At 42.2% G+C, this 19,500-nt stretch carries 10 protein-coding genes; 5 read left to right on the top strand and 5 right to left on the bottom strand.

The features are described from left to right. Positions 1–274 precede the first annotated feature (274 nt). On the bottom strand, positions 275–2,563 hold the full coding sequence (locus R8P61_28140) for a hypothetical protein (protein MDW3650981.1): 2,289 nt from the start codon (positions 2,561–2,563) through the stop codon (positions 275–277). Positions 2,564–2,793: 230 nt separating this feature from the next. On the opposite strand from R8P61_28140, the gene R8P61_28135 reads away from it, so the two are divergent. After that, entirely contained in the window at positions 2,794–3,162 is a 369-nt protein-coding gene (locus R8P61_28135) for a hypothetical protein (GenBank protein ID MDW3650980.1), read from the top strand. A gap of 221 nt (positions 3,163–3,383) precedes the next feature. Beyond that, positions 3,384–4,067 carry a DUF2461 domain-containing protein gene (locus tag R8P61_28130; GenBank protein MDW3650979.1) on the top strand — a complete coding sequence of 228 codons (684 nt, stop codon included), beginning with the start codon at positions 3,384–3,386 and terminating at the stop codon, positions 4,065–4,067. Between the two features lie 321 nt (positions 4,068–4,388). On the opposite strand, the gene R8P61_28125 is transcribed toward R8P61_28130, so the two are convergent. From R8P61_28125 to R8P61_28110, 4 genes are all read right to left on the bottom strand, one after another. Further along, positions 4,389–6,347: a 4Fe-4S binding protein gene (locus tag R8P61_28125; GenBank protein ID MDW3650978.1), complete on the bottom strand. Its 1,959-nt coding sequence runs from the start codon at positions 6,345–6,347 to the stop codon at positions 4,389–4,391. Positions 6,348–6,382: 35 nt separating this feature from the next. Further along, positions 6,383–7,891 (bottom strand): FAD/NAD(P)-binding oxidoreductase, encoded by a 1,509-nt coding sequence (locus tag R8P61_28120; GenBank protein MDW3650977.1) that lies wholly within the window; start codon positions 7,889–7,891, stop codon positions 6,383–6,385. 45 nt (positions 7,892–7,936) lie between these two features. After that, positions 7,937–8,725, bottom strand: coding sequence for a DUF547 domain-containing protein (locus R8P61_28115; protein MDW3650976.1), 789 nt, complete (start codon positions 8,723–8,725; stop codon positions 7,937–7,939). 100 nt (positions 8,726–8,825) lie between these two features. Next, on the bottom strand, positions 8,826–9,929 hold the full coding sequence (locus R8P61_28110) for an anhydro-N-acetylmuramic acid kinase (protein MDW3650975.1): 1,104 nt from the start codon (positions 9,927–9,929) through the stop codon (positions 8,826–8,828). A gap of 198 nt (positions 9,930–10,127) precedes the next feature. Here R8P61_28110 and R8P61_28105 point away from each other — a divergent pair, with 198 nt between their 5' ends. The 3 genes from R8P61_28105 to sprA all read left to right on the top strand — a co-directional run bounded on the left by R8P61_28105 (position 10,128) and on the right by sprA (position 19,241). After that, a complete protein-coding gene (locus R8P61_28105; protein ID MDW3650974.1) occupies positions 10,128–10,883 on the top strand; it encodes a porin family protein in 756 nt (251 codons plus the stop codon). Positions 10,884–10,909: 26 nt separating this feature from the next. Next, a complete protein-coding gene (ruvA, locus tag R8P61_28100) occupies positions 10,910–11,503 on the top strand; it encodes a Holliday junction branch migration protein RuvA (GenBank protein ID MDW3650973.1) in 594 nt (197 codons plus the stop codon). Between the two features lie 334 nt (positions 11,504–11,837). Continuing rightward, positions 11,838–19,241: a cell surface protein SprA gene (sprA, locus tag R8P61_28095; protein ID MDW3650972.1), complete on the top strand. Its 7,404-nt coding sequence runs from the start codon at positions 11,838–11,840 to the stop codon at positions 19,239–19,241. Positions 19,242–19,500: the final 259 nt, after the last annotated feature.

Genomic DNA, 19,500 nt, shown 5'->3' with positions numbered 1-19,500 from the left:
ATTCCACTTTACCTTTCTTAATCGGCCCCTCCACCGAAATACATGTAAGCTAAGTTCATATAGACTTATTTTTATATTTAGTCTAAAATATGCTAAATAACAGCTTATAATCTAGTATTGTTGGTCATCAGACATAATTCTCGTATAAGCAGTACATTCCACATGAAAGAAATACTAGAACATTTAAATAATTAATTTAAATACTTCAAATCTGGAGGGTTTTTGAAACAAAATCATATTTTCTAGCCTAGAAAAAATGCTCCAATCTGCATTATTAGTTAGACATATCTTTGTAAGCTTTCATAAGATTTTTGTAAGTATTATTTGAAAGAATTCCATTTTTTATAGTCTGATTGATCCAACCTTCCTGTTCATACTCTTCTAATTTTTCTTCAAAAGAATGGATAGGCCTAAAGCCATGAAGGACAGCTCTTTCATACATTTTAGCAGCGATTCCTATCTGATTTACATCATCACTTAAGGCTCTTTGACAGGCGGAATCAAAAAACACCTGTTTCATATCAACTCCTTCATGTGACTCTTTAAGCAAAGCCTTTTTAGAACTTGCTCCATGTGTTTTTAAAAAACCTACCAGATTATTCACCCTCCCCATTAAATTTTCCCTCACTTCGGCAGGTATACTTTGTATTTCATCTTTGTATATGGAATATCTTTTAATAGAATTCTGATCATAGAGTGATAAATCATTTCCAAGAAATTCCAAGATAACACGACTGCCAATAGCTACTCTTCGGTTTCTTAAAGCTACTCCCGTAAATACCCCTGTATAATAGGTTCTACTTTGGGGTTTATAATCACCGATGTTAATTACAAAAAATCCCATTCTTCCATGATCTTTACTCTTCATGCTAATAATTAGCGAATCACCTTTCGAGGCTTGCACACGACCTACAGAATGGGAGTATTCATTTGTTTCAGAATATTTACTCGCACACCTTTTGTGAAAGACCTGATGCGAATCGTCTATCTTGATTAAGGATTCTGAAATAAAGCGGTGATATGGATTACTTTCACTTCCCTGGTAAGAATAAATCTTATAAACTCCCGAAAACAAGGAAGGCAGATTGAATCGTTTAAAATTCTGAAGATGCTCAAATGACTGCAAAGTTTCCAATCTTGCCCCAGAAGGGAATCTTAAATACCGCAGTAGTTTTTGGACATTCTGATCCTGTATTTCCTCCACATCTTGAGGCTTCCATGAGCCAAGATCTTCTACCTGATCTCTAAAGGGATTTATTTTTACTATAGCCGTCAATCCGGTGCCTAATACTGGCGCTTTGACATACATATGATTATAAATCCCGATTAGATGATTTTCCAAACCATTTCCGATATGAAACAAAAAATGCAGTGTATCTTCATTTTGTTTAGATATTAACCGTATCTCCAAAAAAGAATCATTACTCTCACACAAATAAGCTTTTCCTCTAAAAACTCCATTAGAATATGAAACAAAACTAACTGATAGTTCACCATTTATTTCAGTAACATTCAACAAGTTTTCGACAACCTTCCCATGCTCCATATTGCGAAGATTAAAGCTTTCTTCATCTTTGCCTACTTTATTACAGTACAACAACCAGTTTCCAACATAAGGAGATAGTTTTTGATTTAGCTTTTTACCTTGTCCACCTTTGGTATTTGCTCCTCGCCTGCCTGCATATTCCCATAAATCTTCAAAATGAGTATTTACATTCGTTTTAAATTGAGCGTTACTCACCATCATAAATGGTCCTTCAGTAGCTTCTGTATTATGCCAGAACAGGCCTATATAATAAATATCGTCAACCCCAAACAAATTAAATCCAGGCAAACTATCATGTAAAGAAATTTCCACTAAATCAGGATTTTCCCAATCTTTGATTTCATTTCTGATTTTTTGAAGAGATGATTCTAAGGATTTTTCTCCACCTCCTATATCAGAAATCCTAATGCTTCTAGCTACTATGGGAGAAAATCCGGGATCATTAAGTAATATTCTGATTCTGCACCCTTGTTTATTTGCTTCCTTTAAAGCAGCTCTTAATTTTCGCCAATTATCCAGAAAAGTATCTATAATCTTAATTTCTCCTCTTGCTTTTCGGATAGACGACCTCAGTTTTTTTAAGGAGAATTCCTCATAATATCGAAATCCCTCACTAGTAAGTGTAGCTTTGCCGAAATAGTTCCTTTCCGTCTGCTTTAGCTTCTCTTCTTTTTCAATTAACATGTCCTCGGGAATTCTTTTAAATACAAAAAGAATAAGAAGCATAACTACCATCCTGTTCATTCTTTTCCTCTTGGATGGATCCTTTTCCGTTTGATAGAGTATAGTCCATAGACTATGATAACTTATTTGGGATTCATGGGTTCGAAGCCGATTATATTCCGGAGATTTCAATAATAAAGTTAGTTCCTCTCTGATATAAGTTGCCATCCCTTCATAGGCCAACTTATCAGATTTTCCTAAATTTTTATTGTCAGAGTGATTTTTAAGCTTTTCGTTCAATCCCTGTCTGAGTCTAACGAAATTTTCCTCCTTCAAAAAAATGGTCTTTTTCATGTGCACGAGCAAGTTATCAACAAAGGGCAATTTGTTGTCAGGGAAAAGCTATATAGAGAATTTAGCGAAAAAAACTCATTTAGCTAAAAACAATAATAGCTTTTGCGAAATTCCTGAGATTTAACTATTCATTTAACTAATGGTTATAATTACCATTAGCAAAGCACAACTACTACATTTAGGTTGAGGGAAAAACTCTTAATATTTCTCTCGTGTAAATCTAAATCCATATGTATAATAGACAATTTATCCGCATCAGACTCAGGGATGGCCCCTTTGAGTCTTATTATCAAAAAAATTTGAAATACCCTCTTGAATTCCCTCTATATGATGAACAAGTGTGGTTAGCAAAATGCCAGCTAAGTATGGTATATGGTGTGCCGGAAAAAAAGGTGGAGTACCTGATCCCTAAAATTCTCCTTTCTTTACATCAATCAGAAGCTGATTATCATCGATATTTTCCTGTAGTTAGATTTGGCAATCATAGCTCACAATACAAATTCTATCGGATTGATTTGGCCCTCCTCGTCGGCCGAGCTATAGGCTCAGATGGGTATTATAGATTAAAGGCATGGCTCCGTGTAAAGTTTGATATCTAAAACTCTACCCTTCTACAGCAATTCGAGCACACTATTCACACTAATGAAGAAATTCTCTCCCTTGCTCTAAACCCAAATAGAGTTATCGAGAATTTCTTCTCTTTTTTTATGAAAGTCTTCCTGATTGCAATCTCATACAAACCCAATTATTATTAAATCAAATAGATTGTTGATATTTGCCCAATATTTTCAGACAAAAAAAGATCTAAGTATAAATATTCATGTCCCAAATCACTTCCGCGACCTTTGACTTTCTCAATGACCTGGAGGAAAACAATAATCGTGAATGGTTCACCAAACATAAGGATAGATATGAGTCCAGCCATAAGGAAATGGTCGCTTTTGCCGAAGACTTGTACGACCTTATGATAGAAGAAGACAATTTGGTCCCTATGTCGGGTAAAAAAGTCTTATTCAGAATTTATCGGGACGTTAGATTTGCCAAGGATAAATCCCCCTATAAATCTCATTGGAGTGGTCGTTTCAAAAGAGCTACTGCTCTGCTCAGGGGTGGATTCTATTTCCATATCAAACCCGGCAACAGCTATGCCGCCGGAGGCTTCTTTGGTCCCAATTCGGAAGATATGAGACGTATCCGGGAAGACATCGCTGCAGATGATAAACCTTACCGCAGGATTTTTGCCAAGTCGCAGTTTCAAGACATATTTGGCAGATTGACGGGGGACAAAGTTAAAACTGCGCCCAAAGGCTATTCTAAAGATCATCCTGCGATTGACCTCCTTAGACACAAGCAATTTCTCTTACACAGAGACTTCAGTGATGAAGAAGTATTAGCTCCCGATTTCGCTGAGAAGATTCGAGATACTTTTCTCGCTATGCATCCCTTCCTTGACCATATGAGTGAAGTGCTGACGACTGATGGAAATGGGAATAGAATCGTTTAGTTTTTTTGATTTCTCATTTTGAGTTTCTTTCCACTTTTTCTCTCAAAAAGTGGAGCAAAAAGTCGGAACGAGAAGAGCCAGCCTACGCACATTCCATCCCCTAAATTCTCGTTCCATCTCCAACGCGCCTGGATGTTTGTTTTTTTGTACCCTACCCAGCACCTACACAAGCGTGAGGGCCCGTAAGATATGGTGGTCGGGGCGGTATGCGGGCTGCTTTAAAATCTTGCCGGTTTTTGCGCCACTTTTTTCCGTAAAAAAGTGGCAAAGAGAAAGGCTGACAACTCATCGCTGCCAGCCTGATATATGTTAAAGCTTAGCTTAGTATCTCACATCACTCATTCTGCTAGTATCCGTATTGTCGTCGTTTTCCAAAGAAAGTACGCCTCTGGGACAAACAGCCGCACATACACCGCAACCTACGCAAGAAGAACGAACGATATTCTGTCCTTTCTGTGCATAAGCCCTCACATCAATTCCCATTTCACAATAGGTAGAACAGTTACCACAAGAGATACACTGTCCGCCATTGGTGGTAATACGGAAACGAGATTTGAATCTCTGGACCAAACCGAGGTAAGCCGCTAATGGACATCCAAAACGACACCATACTCTATTACCCATGACCGGATAGAAACCCGTTCCAACTACTCCTGCGAAAATCGACCCAATCGCAAATCCATATACACTTCTCACATCAAAGCTATTGAAGGTGATATTGTTTCCGCTGACGGGGAAGAAATTGGTAAATACTCCCAAGGTAAATGCTCCTGCAAAAACGAGGACAACGGTCAATACCTTTCTTCCACTCATGTGAGGGAATTTTCTTCTGTGCAAGGCATAGAGTCCTGCTCCAACTGCCCAAACCAGTGCTAGTAGAGACCATTTATTGAAACTTAAATTGACTCCACTTTCACTGAAATAACTATACAAAACGAGGCTTGTCATAATTATCGCAAAAGCCAATACTCCATGAATGATAAAGCGCTCGATCTGCCAGGCTTCAGTAGTCTTATCCGATAGCTGTCTATAAGGATCTCCCAATGTTTCGGCCAATCCTCCACATCCACAAACCCAACTACAATACCACCTTTTTCCATAGAAATAAGTAAAGAGTGGCACCCCAATAGCGAAGAGCGCTATTCCCCAACCCAGCATCCAGATTCCAAAATTTCCAGCGGTGATATGATTGTCAATATTGTAGTCGAAAAAGAAATTGTAATTCAGCGGCCAGGCATTTTTCAAGTCCATATAGGGCTGATTCAAGAGGACCAGAATTTCAGGAATAATGAATGCAAAAGCCGTTTGGAAGAACATGATTGAAGCCGTACGCACTTGATGGTAGCGACTATGGCGATATTTGGCAAACATCCGAATACCCATTACCCAAATAGCCAGGGTATAGAGGAAGCCATACATAAACCAACGATCTGCAGGCTGTCCTTTGATCAATTTGGCGATCGGATCTGCCAGACTGATCCATTCCGCTATCCAGAAATGATTGAAATAGAGCAGAATGTAAAAAGTGATCAGGAACACAGCTGCAATTATTCCAATCAATCCCTGATTGGTAGCAGAATTGAAATAAATGTGGTTATGCTTGATACCTGGATTTCCGTCAAAGAAGGCCGGATATATGTACATCAGGGCGCCAATCGTACCCCCAACGATGATCAGAAGGAAAAAGATCCATCGATTGTTCCAAAAGAATCCTCCGGAAGTCGCTTTTATGATCTCAAATTTTATGTCCTTAATTGAGCCTTCTGAAACCTGGTAGTTGGCGGCAAACTCATTCCCTTTTTTAGATAGTTCATCTGTAAGGGTTTGGGTGAATGCCGCTTTGTCATCGTACTCACGATCAATCAGCCAAGTCGTGCCTCCACTTACGTACTCACCCACTTCAGCGGGAAGCAGAGCTTTCAGGGCTGCATGACTTTCGGCCGTAACCTTAAACTTTCCATTTTCTTCCTTCGTCAGGCTACTGACCAGATTGGGAATTTGATCAGCAGGAATTCCATATACCTGTGCGATCTCGTAGTTCGCATTTTGCAAAGCTTCGCTTATGGTGGGCAAATAGGAGAATTTTCCTCCTAAAGCTTTGTCTTTCCATTGGGCCAGAGACTGAACGACATAAGGCGTATATTCTTTTTCACCCAAGGCCGCTTCCACTTTTGGCAAGGTCTCATCATTGATCTTATAGCCGGTCAGGAAGAGCTGCAGCACAAAGAGCCCCATCGCCAAAAGAAAAAGACCCAGTCCTATTTTTTTGATAGTATGCATATCTATTTGCAAGTATTTTTTTGTTGAAAGAAGAATTAGGTGAACCTCACATTTTCAAAGCCCCTCGAATAACCGGTATACAGCAACTCTATCGTCCTTATCAGGCCTACCATCAGGAAGAAACTGGCCAGCCCTCTGACTATCCCCGCTGTGGGTTGAGCAAAAATCAGAGAAACTAAAAAGAGCACTACCGCCACGACAGCCAGGACCACTATGCTTTTGCTGATTGGCCTGAGGGATTGCTTCTTTCGCACTACATTTTTACTGGGGAAAAGCTCATTATATGTTCGGATGAGCTCATCCTCGTATTGCTCAAAGAATTCAGGATCAAAGTTGGCGCGAAAAAGTTCCGATAAGACTTCCTCTACATGGACTTTCCGCTCAATCCAATCCAGGCACACATCCTGACGGAAGCGAATACCCATAAGATTGAATCCCAAAACGTTTCCTTGCTCCGCATCGAAATTGATACGAATCGCTTTATTAAGTTCCGGATGTTTCCAGAATAAATGTCTTTCACCTTCCTGCACATGATTTCTCACCGTTCCATAGACCTGGTACTCCATATCCATGAACTTGGCAGAGTTGAACCACTCATGCTGCGTATAGACCGTAGGATTTCCCGTCAGGGTTTTGGCAATCACAGGACCCATCAATTTGCCTGTGTACCAAACGGCCTCCACTCCCCTTCTTCCCGGTGCAGGATTCCGGAGTTCTGCACAATCCCCAACCGCATATATGTCTTTTACACTCGTTTCGAGGTATTCATCCACCAAAAATGCCCTTCCCTTCTCTATGCCAGTTCCTTCGGCTAATTCTGTCCGCGCATGCACTCCGGCGGTCAGGCCTACAAACTGACAGGGAATCTCCTCTCCTTTGGATGTGATGACTGCCCTTGCCCGACCATTTTCATCGCTGAGAATTTCTTTCAATTCTGTCTGCAACTGAAGATCGATCCCATGTGCATCATTGATCTCTTCATTGATCATCGCGGACTCTTCAGGGGGCATCACGCCATTCCAAAAGCTTTTTTCCCGCACCAGAAAGGTTACCGGTATGTGACGAGAATGAAACATCTCCGCCATTTCGATCCCAATCAATCCTCCTCCTACAATCACTGCTCTCTCCAGGCCTTCAGAATATTTCTCCATATTATCCAGGTCCTGCTTGCTGTACATTCCTTGTACCCCCTCAAGATCCTGACCCGGCCAACCAAATTTATTGGGCTCTGAACCGGTGGCCAGGACCAGTTTATCATAGCTCAATTCTGTCCCATCTTCGAAAAAGAGTTTCTTACTATCTGGCTCGAGTTTGTCAACTTTGTTGCGAAGCAGATTGATGCGGTTTTTCTCCCAAAACCAGGGTTCATAAGGTTGGGTATGTTCAAATTTCATGTGCCCCATGTAAATGTACATGAGTGCGGTCCGGGACCAGAAGTAATCGGTCTCTGCCGAGATAACCGTGATTTCGTCATCACTCAGCTTTCGGACATGTCTTGCCACACTGATTCCGGCAATTCCATTTCCAATGATAACAATGTGCATAATCGTATTAGGCGTGGTTCAATTGTTTTGCGAATATTTCGTCTTTTATAAAGATAGGTCATGAGCATTGATCGACCAATCATATTCAAGAAATTGAATTTCAACGTCTTGCGGAAGTTTTTCATCCAAATATTGGTTGATATAATCGACTAAACTTCCTTCTCTGGTAAAGTCTCCTTTAAACCAGGAAAATATGCTGGATAGATTCGCCACCTCAGGACTGATCTGATTTCTTATTTCTTGTTGTAAAAAGAGTCGGGCTTGTTCTGTCAGTTGAGCTTCGAGTTTTTCTACTGTATATGCCTCCGGACGCAAAACCGGACAAGACATAGAAGCGCAATTGATGGCAAAATGAATACGAGGCTCAACAAAATCCTTTCTCAAGATTCCATGTTCAATTTGATTTAAACTGGTCGCCTGGCCTCCAATTTTAAAAAATTCTTCATGCCAGACAGTTGCCACTCCTGGTACTCGATGAAGTTCTCGTATGCTTTCGAGCGGATAATTATCGGCAATGACTTTTACCGTAAAAGCATTATAGGCATTGATCCAGTAGGCCAGTTTCTCCGCTTCTGTCCAGGCATCGGTGGGAGCATTATTGCTAAGTTGATCCAGGTAAGTTTCGAGCTGGGCATTGTCTGCCTGAAATCCTCGATAGTCTACCAGACCATCAGCTTTTATATGTGCTTTTAATAATTGATCCCAAATCTGGTGATCGGGCGCTTTGCTGTTTTTATTACCCATAGGTGCGGAGCCGTAAGATGGAAACGCCATATAGTACAGGATGCCCAAAAGAGCTCCCATCCCGGCCAGTATCCATACAACTTTTTTCATCGTGAAGTGATTATGTCGGTAAAAGTAGAATCCCGATCAGGTTCCGAATGTCGGCCAACTTACCCAAGCCCTGCTCTATTATGTCGCAGGCTTTACATAATTACAGAAAAGCCCTTGCTCCGCTTGGGGGTAGATGGATCGAACCACAGCTTGCCTCAATTTTTGCTCCTGTTACCGATGCCATGACTGTAGGTTTGGCTCTGAGGGTTCTTAACCCTAAAAAAGCAAAACCAATTGCTTCTTTATAATCAATGATCTCAGTAGAAATAGATGCATCTACCTCGATTTGGTGACGCTTTAGTTCTGATTCGATCAATTCCATCAGAAATGTATTGTGTCTTCCCCCTCCGGTGATCAGGATTTTTTCATCTTTTGCGCCCAATGCTTCCACAGCTTTCGCGATTTGTTGTGCGGCATGCAAAGCATAGGTATGCATAAGGTCGGCTTTTGGCTCTTCTCTAGTCGCAAGTACAGGCATGACTTCACCCAAGACCCATTCCCATCCGAGAGATTTTGGGGCTTCTTGGGCGAAATAAGCATGGGCATTCAATTGCTCCAGCAAATCAGGAATCAATTGACCAGAACGGGCCGTCTCTCCTTCGGGATCATAATCTGTTTCCGCTTCCGGTGCATATTCTCTATACAAGTGATTCAGAACAATATTACAGGGTGAAACATCAAAGGCAAGCTTTCCAAAGGTCATATTGGAAAAGCCGCCGAGATTGAGAAAGAGTTTGTATTGGGGAAAGAGATATTTTTCTACTAAAGGAATCAGAGGCGCTCCCTCTCCTCCCAGTGCAACGTCCTTATTTCGAAAATTGCTCACCAGGGGACAGGGCAAATAAGAGACAATGCTTTCGCCATCTCCAATCTGGGCGGTGAAATTCTTATGGGGTTGATGAAAAATGGTTTGCCCATGTGTCGCTACGAAATCGGGCTTTAACTTAAAGTCTTTAATAAAGTCCCGAATCTGCTCTCCCATCCAATGTCCGAAATAGACATTTGTCTTCGCATAGACCTCTGCACTTTGGTCCATCAAACACAAGAGTCGAGTCGTCCAGGTTTCTCCAAAATCCACCTGCCTCACAGCATCCAGGCTAAAGCTATAGCTATCTCCTTCTTCAATAAAGGTGCAACAGGCGATATCCAAACCGTCCATAGATGTGCCCGACATGAGACCAATGCCCTGGTAGGAGTTTGACATAGTTTCCTCTTTTAATTGAACAGCTTAAGTTATGGCTGAAAGTGAGATAAAAAAAGTGTTGTTGTGTTTTAGTGTTGTAGTAATTTTCTTGAAAAGAAAACTACAACACCCTGGCACTATAACACACTAACACTCTCCCCTCTCCCCTTTGATCCGAGTCAAAATAATTCTATTTTTGGAAGTACTAAACTATGACCTATGAACAAGCAGCTGACTTTTATTTTAACTACAATTCTGTTCTTTTCTTTTCAATTTAGCTTTGCACAGGAAGGCTTTAAATTGGGAGGCTTCTTTATGCCACAAGGATCTCTACTGTTAAATCAGGATGATATGGATTTGGCTGAAGATATTTATCAAACAGAAGTACTAGGTGGAGTAGCTGCTGGTGCTATCGTGGGCTACAATTTCAATGACAATTTCGGGATACGTGCCAATGTGATGTATTCGCAGGAAGGGGGAAGATATACGGACAAAAGAGATGACTTCTTCAGAAATGAATACGTAACTCGCCTGGAGTATGTAAAGATTCCTATCATGATTGGTTACAATGCCGACCCTTTCAATAATAAGGTTATGCTAAGCCTGTATGCAGGTCCTCAGATTTCTTTCCTTTCTCGTGGACTTGCTTATAATGACAATCCCGAATTTGATCCTGGCATTCCTGATAATTTCAGCAATTTCCCTTCGACTTTCAGTACCTACGATGACATCAATTATAGTGTAGTTGGTGATTTGGGAGTAGATATATATTTGACTCCTGAAGCGGTTATGAATCTTCACCTTCGCCTGGATTACAGCCTCAATGATGTCGAAGATAAAGACGTAAGTTACCAGCTTACAGAAAATGGCTCTACGACTACTGTTCCCTTCTGGTCCAGTTCGAGAGCAGAAACCAATGCCCTCAGTGTAGGATTGATGGTTGGAATTACCTTTACCATAGGCGGCTACTACTAAGCCAAAAGCTTTAACAATACAGAAGTATGATCGCTTACCTGGACGGAAAACTCGCACAGATCGATCCTTCTTTTGCCATTATTGAATGTAATGGCATTGGCTATTTGGTAAAAATATCCCTCAATACCTTTAGCCAGATAAAAGAAAAAGAGAAGGTAAAACTCCTCACCTACTTTCAGGTTAGAGAAGATGCACAGGTATTATATGGCTTTAGCAATGCCCGGGAGAAAGTTCTCTTTGAGCAATTGATCGGCATATCCGGAGTTGGCGGAAATACAGCAATCATGATTCTTTCCAGCATTTCGCCTGAAGAATTGTACATGGCCATTCAGTCAGAAGATACAATGGCACTAAAACGGGTAAAAGGAATCGGAGCTAAAACTGCAGGACGTATTGTATTGGAACTCAAGGATAAGATCAAACTAGACGGAGAAATCGTAAGTCCGGGCGTAGGACAAAAGCTGGCAGAAAGCAGCAAAAAACAGGAAGCTTTGACTGCGCTTGCTAACCTCGGTTTGCCCAAAAATCAGATGAGTAAACGCATCGATAAAATCCTTTCAGAAGCCGGAGGAGATTTGTCTGTAGAACAAATCATTAAACAGGCATTACGCAATCCTTGACCATTCATGAATGGTATTCGCAAAACACGAACTTTCACCAAAAACGAATTAATTTACTGTATAGTAAGCTTTTACTTGTCCAAAGAAAGTTTTTACTTACCTTCGCTGTAATATTCAAAACGAAATAGCTTTGGGGATTTAGGGATCTATTTTCATTTTCAATCTCAATTATTTCAAGAGTAATGGATTTACCCTTTATTTATACGGGTTATTTTTTAGTTTTGCCCATATCATTCAAGAACCAACTCTCCCACACTGCGGCCTATGAAGCATAGCTTTACCTGAAATTTTATTAAGAAATAAGAATTAGTTCTGAACTTAATCGGTAATCGCTTTGTCTAAGATCAGCATCACTGTGCTGCTCTGGGCTATAGGATCTATTTTCTATAATCCAGACGGTACTCAAGAGCAGCGTGAAGAAGAGTTGCCCCTTGCCTATCATGAAGAGGCTTCTTTGGAGCTTTGGTCCCCGGACCAAATCGCAGTAGAGGATACTTCCAAAAAGAAGAAAAAAAACCCTAATAACAGAGTTGGGGATCCTACACGTCAGGATCGTGTTACGCCTCTTTACCTTAAGAATCCCAGAAACTTCCAGCAGACATTCGAACTCAATGAAGAGGGCGGGTATAATATCTATGAGAAGATCGGAAAGATCAATTTCCGTCCACCTTCTACCATCTCATTTGAAGATTACCTTGAGTACAGAAGAAAAAAAGGAGTAACAGACTATTTCCGGGAACAAGCATCATCCTCAAATGAAGAAAATCGCGGGGGACTTTCTCTGGATATCAACATCGACGAACTATCTGATGTATTTGGAGGCGGAACGATCTCAATCAGACCGACCGGTTATGCCACTCTTGATTTCTCAATTGATAATAATAAGACAGAGAATCCGTCTATTCCACTCCGTCAACAAAGTACCACTACCTTTAATTTCGATCAGCAGATCCAGCTAGGGGTAATTGGGCAGATAGGAGAAAAACTCAAACTGAATGTAAACTTCGATACCCAGGCTACTTTCGATTTTGAAAACGAATTGAAGCTAGCGCATCAGGGAACAGAAGATCAGATTCTTCAAGATATTGAAGCGGGTAATGTAAACATGCAATTGGGCAACTCTCTTATCCAGGGGCGCCAAAATCTTTTTGGATTAAAAACGCGTTTGCGCTTTGGGCCTGTTTACGTTACAGCCATTGCTTCTACGGAGCGAGGCAAAGTTGAAAGTATTGCAGTAGCAGGAGGTGGAGCAGTCGAAACTCCTTTTGAAAAGGAAGCTGCAGACTATGATGCCAACCGACACTTCTTCCTCTCTCATTATTTCCGTTCGCGATATGAGGATGCACTCAGAACTCTCCCTGTCATCTCCTCTACCCTTCGTATCAACCGGGTAGAAGTCTGGGTACAGCAGCAGGGAGCAACCAGAAACCAAAGAAATGCCGTAGGTTTTGTTGACCTTGGTGAAAATGATAATCCGGTAGCCGGTGGTCAGGGTAGGGTCTATAATGAAGACCTTGTTCAAAGCACCTCCGTCAGACTTCCGGACAACGAATCCAATAATCTGTTTGACCTTCTAACTAACTCTCCTGCAGCACGCCAACAAAGCTCTGCGAAATCAGCTATCGAATCATTAGGAGTACAGATGAGGAATACCGAGGATTTTGAGATCCTGGGTAATATGCGGAGACTGGATCAGACCGAGTATCAGTTAAATTCGCAGCTCGGGTATATCTCACTAAATTCTCCTGTCCCCAATGGTCAGGTGCTCTTCGTAGCATTTGACTATACCCTGAATGGTCAAAACTTTCAGGTGGGGGAATTTGGAGATGATGTCCCAGCCAATCCGACCAATTCGGATGTGATCTTTGTGAAGATGTTGAGACCATCAGTCCTACGGGTCAGTCCTTATCCGGCCTGGGACCTGATGATGAAAAATATCTATAACATTGGCTATGGACTAAAGTCAGAAAACTTTTTCCTGGACATCCGATATGAATCAGGAACCAGTGCAGGTAAGATCAACTTCCTCCCAACTGGTGCTGTGGCCAACCGCCAGTTGATCCAGGTAATGGGGGTTGACCGTTTGACAAACAATACTGCACCCAATCCGGATAACTTCTTCGACTATATAGAAGGAGTTACCGTTCGTTCAGATCGAGGCCTTGTCATCTTCCCCAAACTCGAACCCTTTGGTTCGCATTTGGCGAATCAGCTGGAAAATGATCAGAATGAGGTTACCAAATATGTTTTCCAGCAATTGTATGATGAAACCCAGGCCAATGCCATTCAGAATTTTCCAGAGCTTAACCGCTTCACCCTGGAAGGATATTATCGTTCTGCGGGAGGGGCCGAAATTCCGCTAAATACATTCAACCTCGCCGAAGGAAGTGTGACCGTTACAGCCGGTGGACAAAGACTGACAGAAAATGTCGATTATCAGGTAGACTATTTTGGTGGAAAGGTGACCATCATCAATCAATCCATCCTGACTTCTGGAAGGGAAATCAAAGTTGACTACGAAAGTTCTTCTTTATACCAGGTTCAAACCAAAACCCTGCTGGGAGCAAGAGCAGAATATGCGCCCAATGATCGCATAAATTTCGGGCTGACTGCCATGAACCTGAGGGAGCAGCCTTTCAACCAAAAGCTGACCCTGGGTGATGAACCTACCAATAATACCCTCTGGGGATTGGATGCAACCTATAGCGGAGAATCTGACTTTTTGACCAAAGCTATAGACCGACTTCCCCTCATCACTACCAAAGAAAAATCAAACATAGATTTTGCCTTTGAAGGGGCTCAATTTATTCCCGGTGTTCCAAAGGCCATCCGAAATTCGCAAGATAGAGGAGTTGTCTATCTGGAAGACTTTGAGGCTGCTGCGACTCCTTTCAGTTTGCAAGGACAACAAAGATGGAAACTCGCTTCTTTCCCTGACGGAAATGAAACCTTGAGAAATCCAGCAGAAATCTATATGGGAGATAGTTTGGCCGAGAACTATACCCGGGCGAAACTTGCCTGGTATCAGATTGACCAAACCTTTTATCAGGGATTTGGGATAGAAATTCCGGATGAAGATAGAAGCAATAACTATACGCGTCAGGTAGATCCTATTGAATTGTTCCCTACCTCCACCCGACCGTTCGGACAAAATTTACAGTTGACTTTTGACCTCAACTATAAGCCGACAGAAAGGGGACCTTACAACTATCAAAAAGACCAGCAAAAACTGGATGCCAATAGTGGAGATTTTACCAGCCCAACAGAAAACTGGGCAGGGGTAATGAGAGAAATTGACGTTAACAATGACTTCGAAGCTACCAATGTAGAATTTGTGGAGTTCTGGTTGATGGACCCTTTCATGGAAAATCCCAATCATGCGGGAGGTGAGTTTTACTTCAACCTGGGACTAATAGATGAAGACGTTCTACCAGATCAAAACCTGAGTAGAGAAAATGGTCTTCCCGGACCCAATGACAATCCGAATGTAACGCCTACTCCTTATGGTTTGGTCTCAATCGGTAACCCCTCTACAAATGCCTTCGATAATGATCCCGATAAAAGACAGGCACAGGATATTGGATTGGATGGGTTGAATTCTGTATCAGAGGACACCTTTTTCCAGGACAATTTTCTGGGGCCATTGAGAAACTACCTGAGTCCCGCCGCTTTCTCGGAGCTACAGACTGACCCCAGTTCGGATGACTTCCTCCACTTTAGAAATGAGGAATATGAAAATAGATCTGCCGGTATTCTCGAAAGATATTCTGAGTTCAACGGGATGGAGAACAACTCCCCCGTTCAGGAACAAAGAACCAATTTCGTTACCCAGGCAACTCAGCAACCGGATTCAGAAGACTTGAATGAAAACGGGAGTTTAAACTTTGCCGAGCAATACTGGGAATACAAAATCCAGCTACGCCCCGGCTCTATGGTCCCCGGACAAAACTTCATTGTGGACCGTATCGACTCTGATGCAAATACACCTAATGGTCCGGTTCCGGTTACCTGGTACCAGTTTAGAATTCCCATCAGTACAGGTAGAGCTGTAAATGATATCGCAGATTTCAAATCGATCAATTTCATGCGTATGTATTTGACCGATTTCGAGGAAGATGTGATCCTGCGGATGACAGAGTTCCAATTGATCGCGGCTCAGTGGCGTCGTTTTGCCGGAGATTTAAGAGGAGATGGAATTGCCCCTCCTCCAGCAGAGCCTCCTTTTGCAAGCTTTGACATCGGTACAGTTTCAGTGGAAGAGAACTCTTCCAAGCAGCCCTTCAACTATGTACTGCCTCCGGGTATCGAGCAACAGAGCCTCAATGGAAATACCAATCAGGGTTTCCTTCAGGACGAACGCTCACTAACCCTGAATATTTGCGATCTCGAAGATGGAGATGGTCGCGCCATGTTTAAAACGGTCACCTATGACATGCGACAATATGACCGACTCCGGCTCTTTATGCATGCCGAGCCTGTCGAAGATGGGGTACGACCGTCCAACTTCAATGATCGAGGAGATGCGGTAGCCTTTATTCGACTGGGGCTGGATAATGATTTCAACTATTATGAATACGAAATCCCTTTGACGCCTTCCATCGATGGTGTTCAAACCCGGGACAATATATGGTTGTTGCAGAATGAGTTTGACTTTGCCCTTTCTCAATTTGCTGTAGCAAAAAATGACCGAAATCTCGCCCAAACCGGCTTGATTTATCGACATGAGTATCGAGACTCAACCATGGAAGAAGGGCATAAGATTTACGTAAAAGGTACGCCCAAACTTAGTGATGTTCGTAATATCATGATCGGTGTGAGAAATCCGGAAGATCCTACTGGTGAACGGATTTGTTTAGAGGTTTGGGTGAATGAATTGCGGTTGACAAATTTTGATCGGGAAAAAGGATATGCGGCGAATTTGAATACAACCATTCAATTGGCAGATCTGGGCTCTATCAGTGCATCAGGTGCATTCAAGACTTCCGGCTTTGGCCCATTGGGACAAAAGATTTCCAATCGTCCACTGGAGGATAATTATCGCTATGACCTTTCCGCTAATATTACCCTGGATAAATTCTTCCCGAAGAAATGGGGACTCAGCCTTCCGGTATATGCTACCTATGGAGAGCACTTTATCAATCCCCAGTTCAACCCACAGGAAGCGGATGTACGAACCGATAAATTGATCGAGGCACTAGACCAGGAATCAGCCCGAGCCAAATTGCAGGAGATTCAGGACTACACCCGGACCCGATCCATTTCTTTCAATAACTGGAGAAAAGGAAAATCACAGGGAAGGCCCGGAGAAACCGGAAAACCGGCCAAGCCCCCAAAAAGCTGGCCCTGGGATATTTCAAACTTTGACTTCACTTATGCTTTCAATGAGCAATTCTCTCGAAACTCGGTGATCCAGTCGAGATTGAATACCCAACACCGGGGAATGATCAATTATCGATACAATTTCCCCCAGGTACAGGTACAGCCCTTCAAGAATTTTGATAAACTTAAATTCCTGCATTTCATCAACTTCAGTCCGGTGCCTACCTCGGTTTCTGTGAGTATTGCAGGAGACAGGCAGTTTGAAGCACGACAAATGCGTCCGACCTCTCTTTTCGGAGGATTTGTGGATACAACTTTCGCCAAAAACTTCCGCCTCAACAGGACCTATAATCTGGTATGGAATTTCACCCGAAACCTCCAATTCACCTACTCAGCCAATAATGTATCAAGGGTAGATGAGGTAAGAGGATTTTGGGAAACAGCTTCCCAAAGAGAAAGGGATTCGGTAGGTACCCTGATCGATAATCTGATCCATTTAGGTAGAGATAGAGCGAGAGGGCATAACAACCTCATTAATATGGGTCGAACCACCAATTTTACCCATAACTTCAATATTGCCTATCAATTACCCTTTAGTCAAATACGGCCCTTAGACTGGTTGAATGGTACGGTAAATTATAGTGGTACTTATAATTGGCAACAGGCTCCGGAAACCAATCCGGAACTGGGAAATACCATTGGTAACTCTCAAAATGTACAGGCCAATGCTCGAATAAATCTGGATGGTTTTTACAAGAAATTTAAACCCATCAAGACCATATTAGAGGAAAGTAAGAATAAAAATCAGGGAAGAAATCTTCCGCAAAGGCAACGTCCGGGTCAAAGAGAAGAACCCAAAGCTCCAGAAGCAGATATTGCTGCAGAAGAGGATACGGTCAAAAAAGATCCGCTGAAATTCCTGAAAGTTATTGGTAAAGAGATTGTCAAGTTGGCTCTGAGTGTCAAAAATGTAGACCTCACCTATGCCAGTAACAATGGTACCATCCTGCCGGGTTATCTTCCTCAAACTGATAACTTTGGGATCGACTGGGATTATATCAATCCCGTAACGGGCCAACGGGGTTCCATTCTCGCGCCAACGGCAGGCTTTATACTCGGTAGTCAGGCCGATATTCGAACGATAGCAGCGGAGAATTTCTGGATCACCCAGGATACCAATCTGACTTCTCTGTATATGCAAAATCAGCAGGACAATCTGACGGGTAGAGCTTCTATAGAACTCTTCCCCGGTTTCAGAATAGATGTTACTGCGAATAGAAGCATCACGCAAAATGGAAGTGAGTATTTCCGCTGGGATCCGATCAGTCAGAACTACGATAATTTTGATCCACTGAGAAACGGTAGTTTTTCTATGTCCTATATCTTTATCGGTACAGCCTTTAAGGAAGGACTATTCACAACAGGTGGAGAAAAATCGCTGGCCTTTGATGAGTTCTCCCAAAATCGGGTTGCCATTTCACAGCGATTGGCAGCAGAGAACCCTTATATCGGGCAGCTTGATCCCCGGGCCGGAAATGAACCTCTCAAAGGAGGCTTTGCAAATGGATATCCCGGAACGAATCAGGACGTATTGATTCCTTCTTTGCTTGCGGCTTATGGGGTGTATGAAGCAGATAAAATTTCCTTATCCAGCTTACCGAGGATTCCCTTGCCCAACTGGAGTTTGAACTATAATGTATTGACCGGTTTCCCTGATCTGAAAAATACCTTTAATGCAATTGCGCTTAAACATACCTATCGAGCGACCTATTCGATCGGTACCTTCAACAACAACCTGAAATCGCTCGATCCCGGTGGATTTGGATATTCTTCAGCCTTCGACGATTTGGAGCCGGATGACTTCGGAAATGTATCCAACTTTTATGCATTGGATAACTATCGAATCGTGCAGATTCAGGAGCAATTCTCTCCTCTATTGGGTCTTACCATGACTTTCAAAAATGGAGCGACTGCTTCTATTGACTATAAAAAAGGAAGGCAGATCAGCTTCAATGTAGGTAACCTGGTATTGACGGAATTGCAAAATCAGGATATAGCGGTTCTCTTTGGTTGGAGAAAGGATAAGCTGAACTGGAACTTTACCCTGGGAGGTAAGCCCGTGAGTTTGAACAATAGCTTGAACATAAGCTTCCGTGCGACCCTGAGAGATACGCGTGAAACCAATCGCTTCCTGACACCTTCGGGCACAGTTGATGAATTGGCTTCTGCAAGGAATCCTGAGACAACACGGGGAGCTTTCAATTTTATCCTCTCACCTTCTATCGATTATGTAGTTAATAGCCGATTGAATGTGAAGCTTTTCTTCGAAAGAAACGTCAACAATCCTTATGTCAGTAACTCCTTCCGGACTTCCTTCGCAAGCGGAGGTTTCCAGTTGAGATTTACCCTGGCACAATAGGAAAAACATAAGAAATGAAATCCCGGGATCTGTCTAAGGCAGGTTTCGGGATTTTTGTTTTTAGTCTTTGCCTATACTAAAACCGCTATCCTCTAGATATTTAATATGCTGGGCTTAGATCGTCTTTAGGAGCATATCAAATTCAAGGATTTTCGTCTAAAAATACCGTCATTTCGAAGCGGGAAAGCGAGGGACAGGTGCGCCGATACACTTGCAAACTTCGAGATGACAGTATGGATATACCTGAGAATTTGATACT

The organism is Bacteroidia bacterium (assembly GCA_033391075.1).
GTDB lineage: Bacteria > Bacteroidota > Bacteroidia > J057 > J057 > JAWPMV01.
Note: the sequence above shows the minus strand (reverse complement) of the source record. Positions and strands in the feature narration are given on the sequence as shown.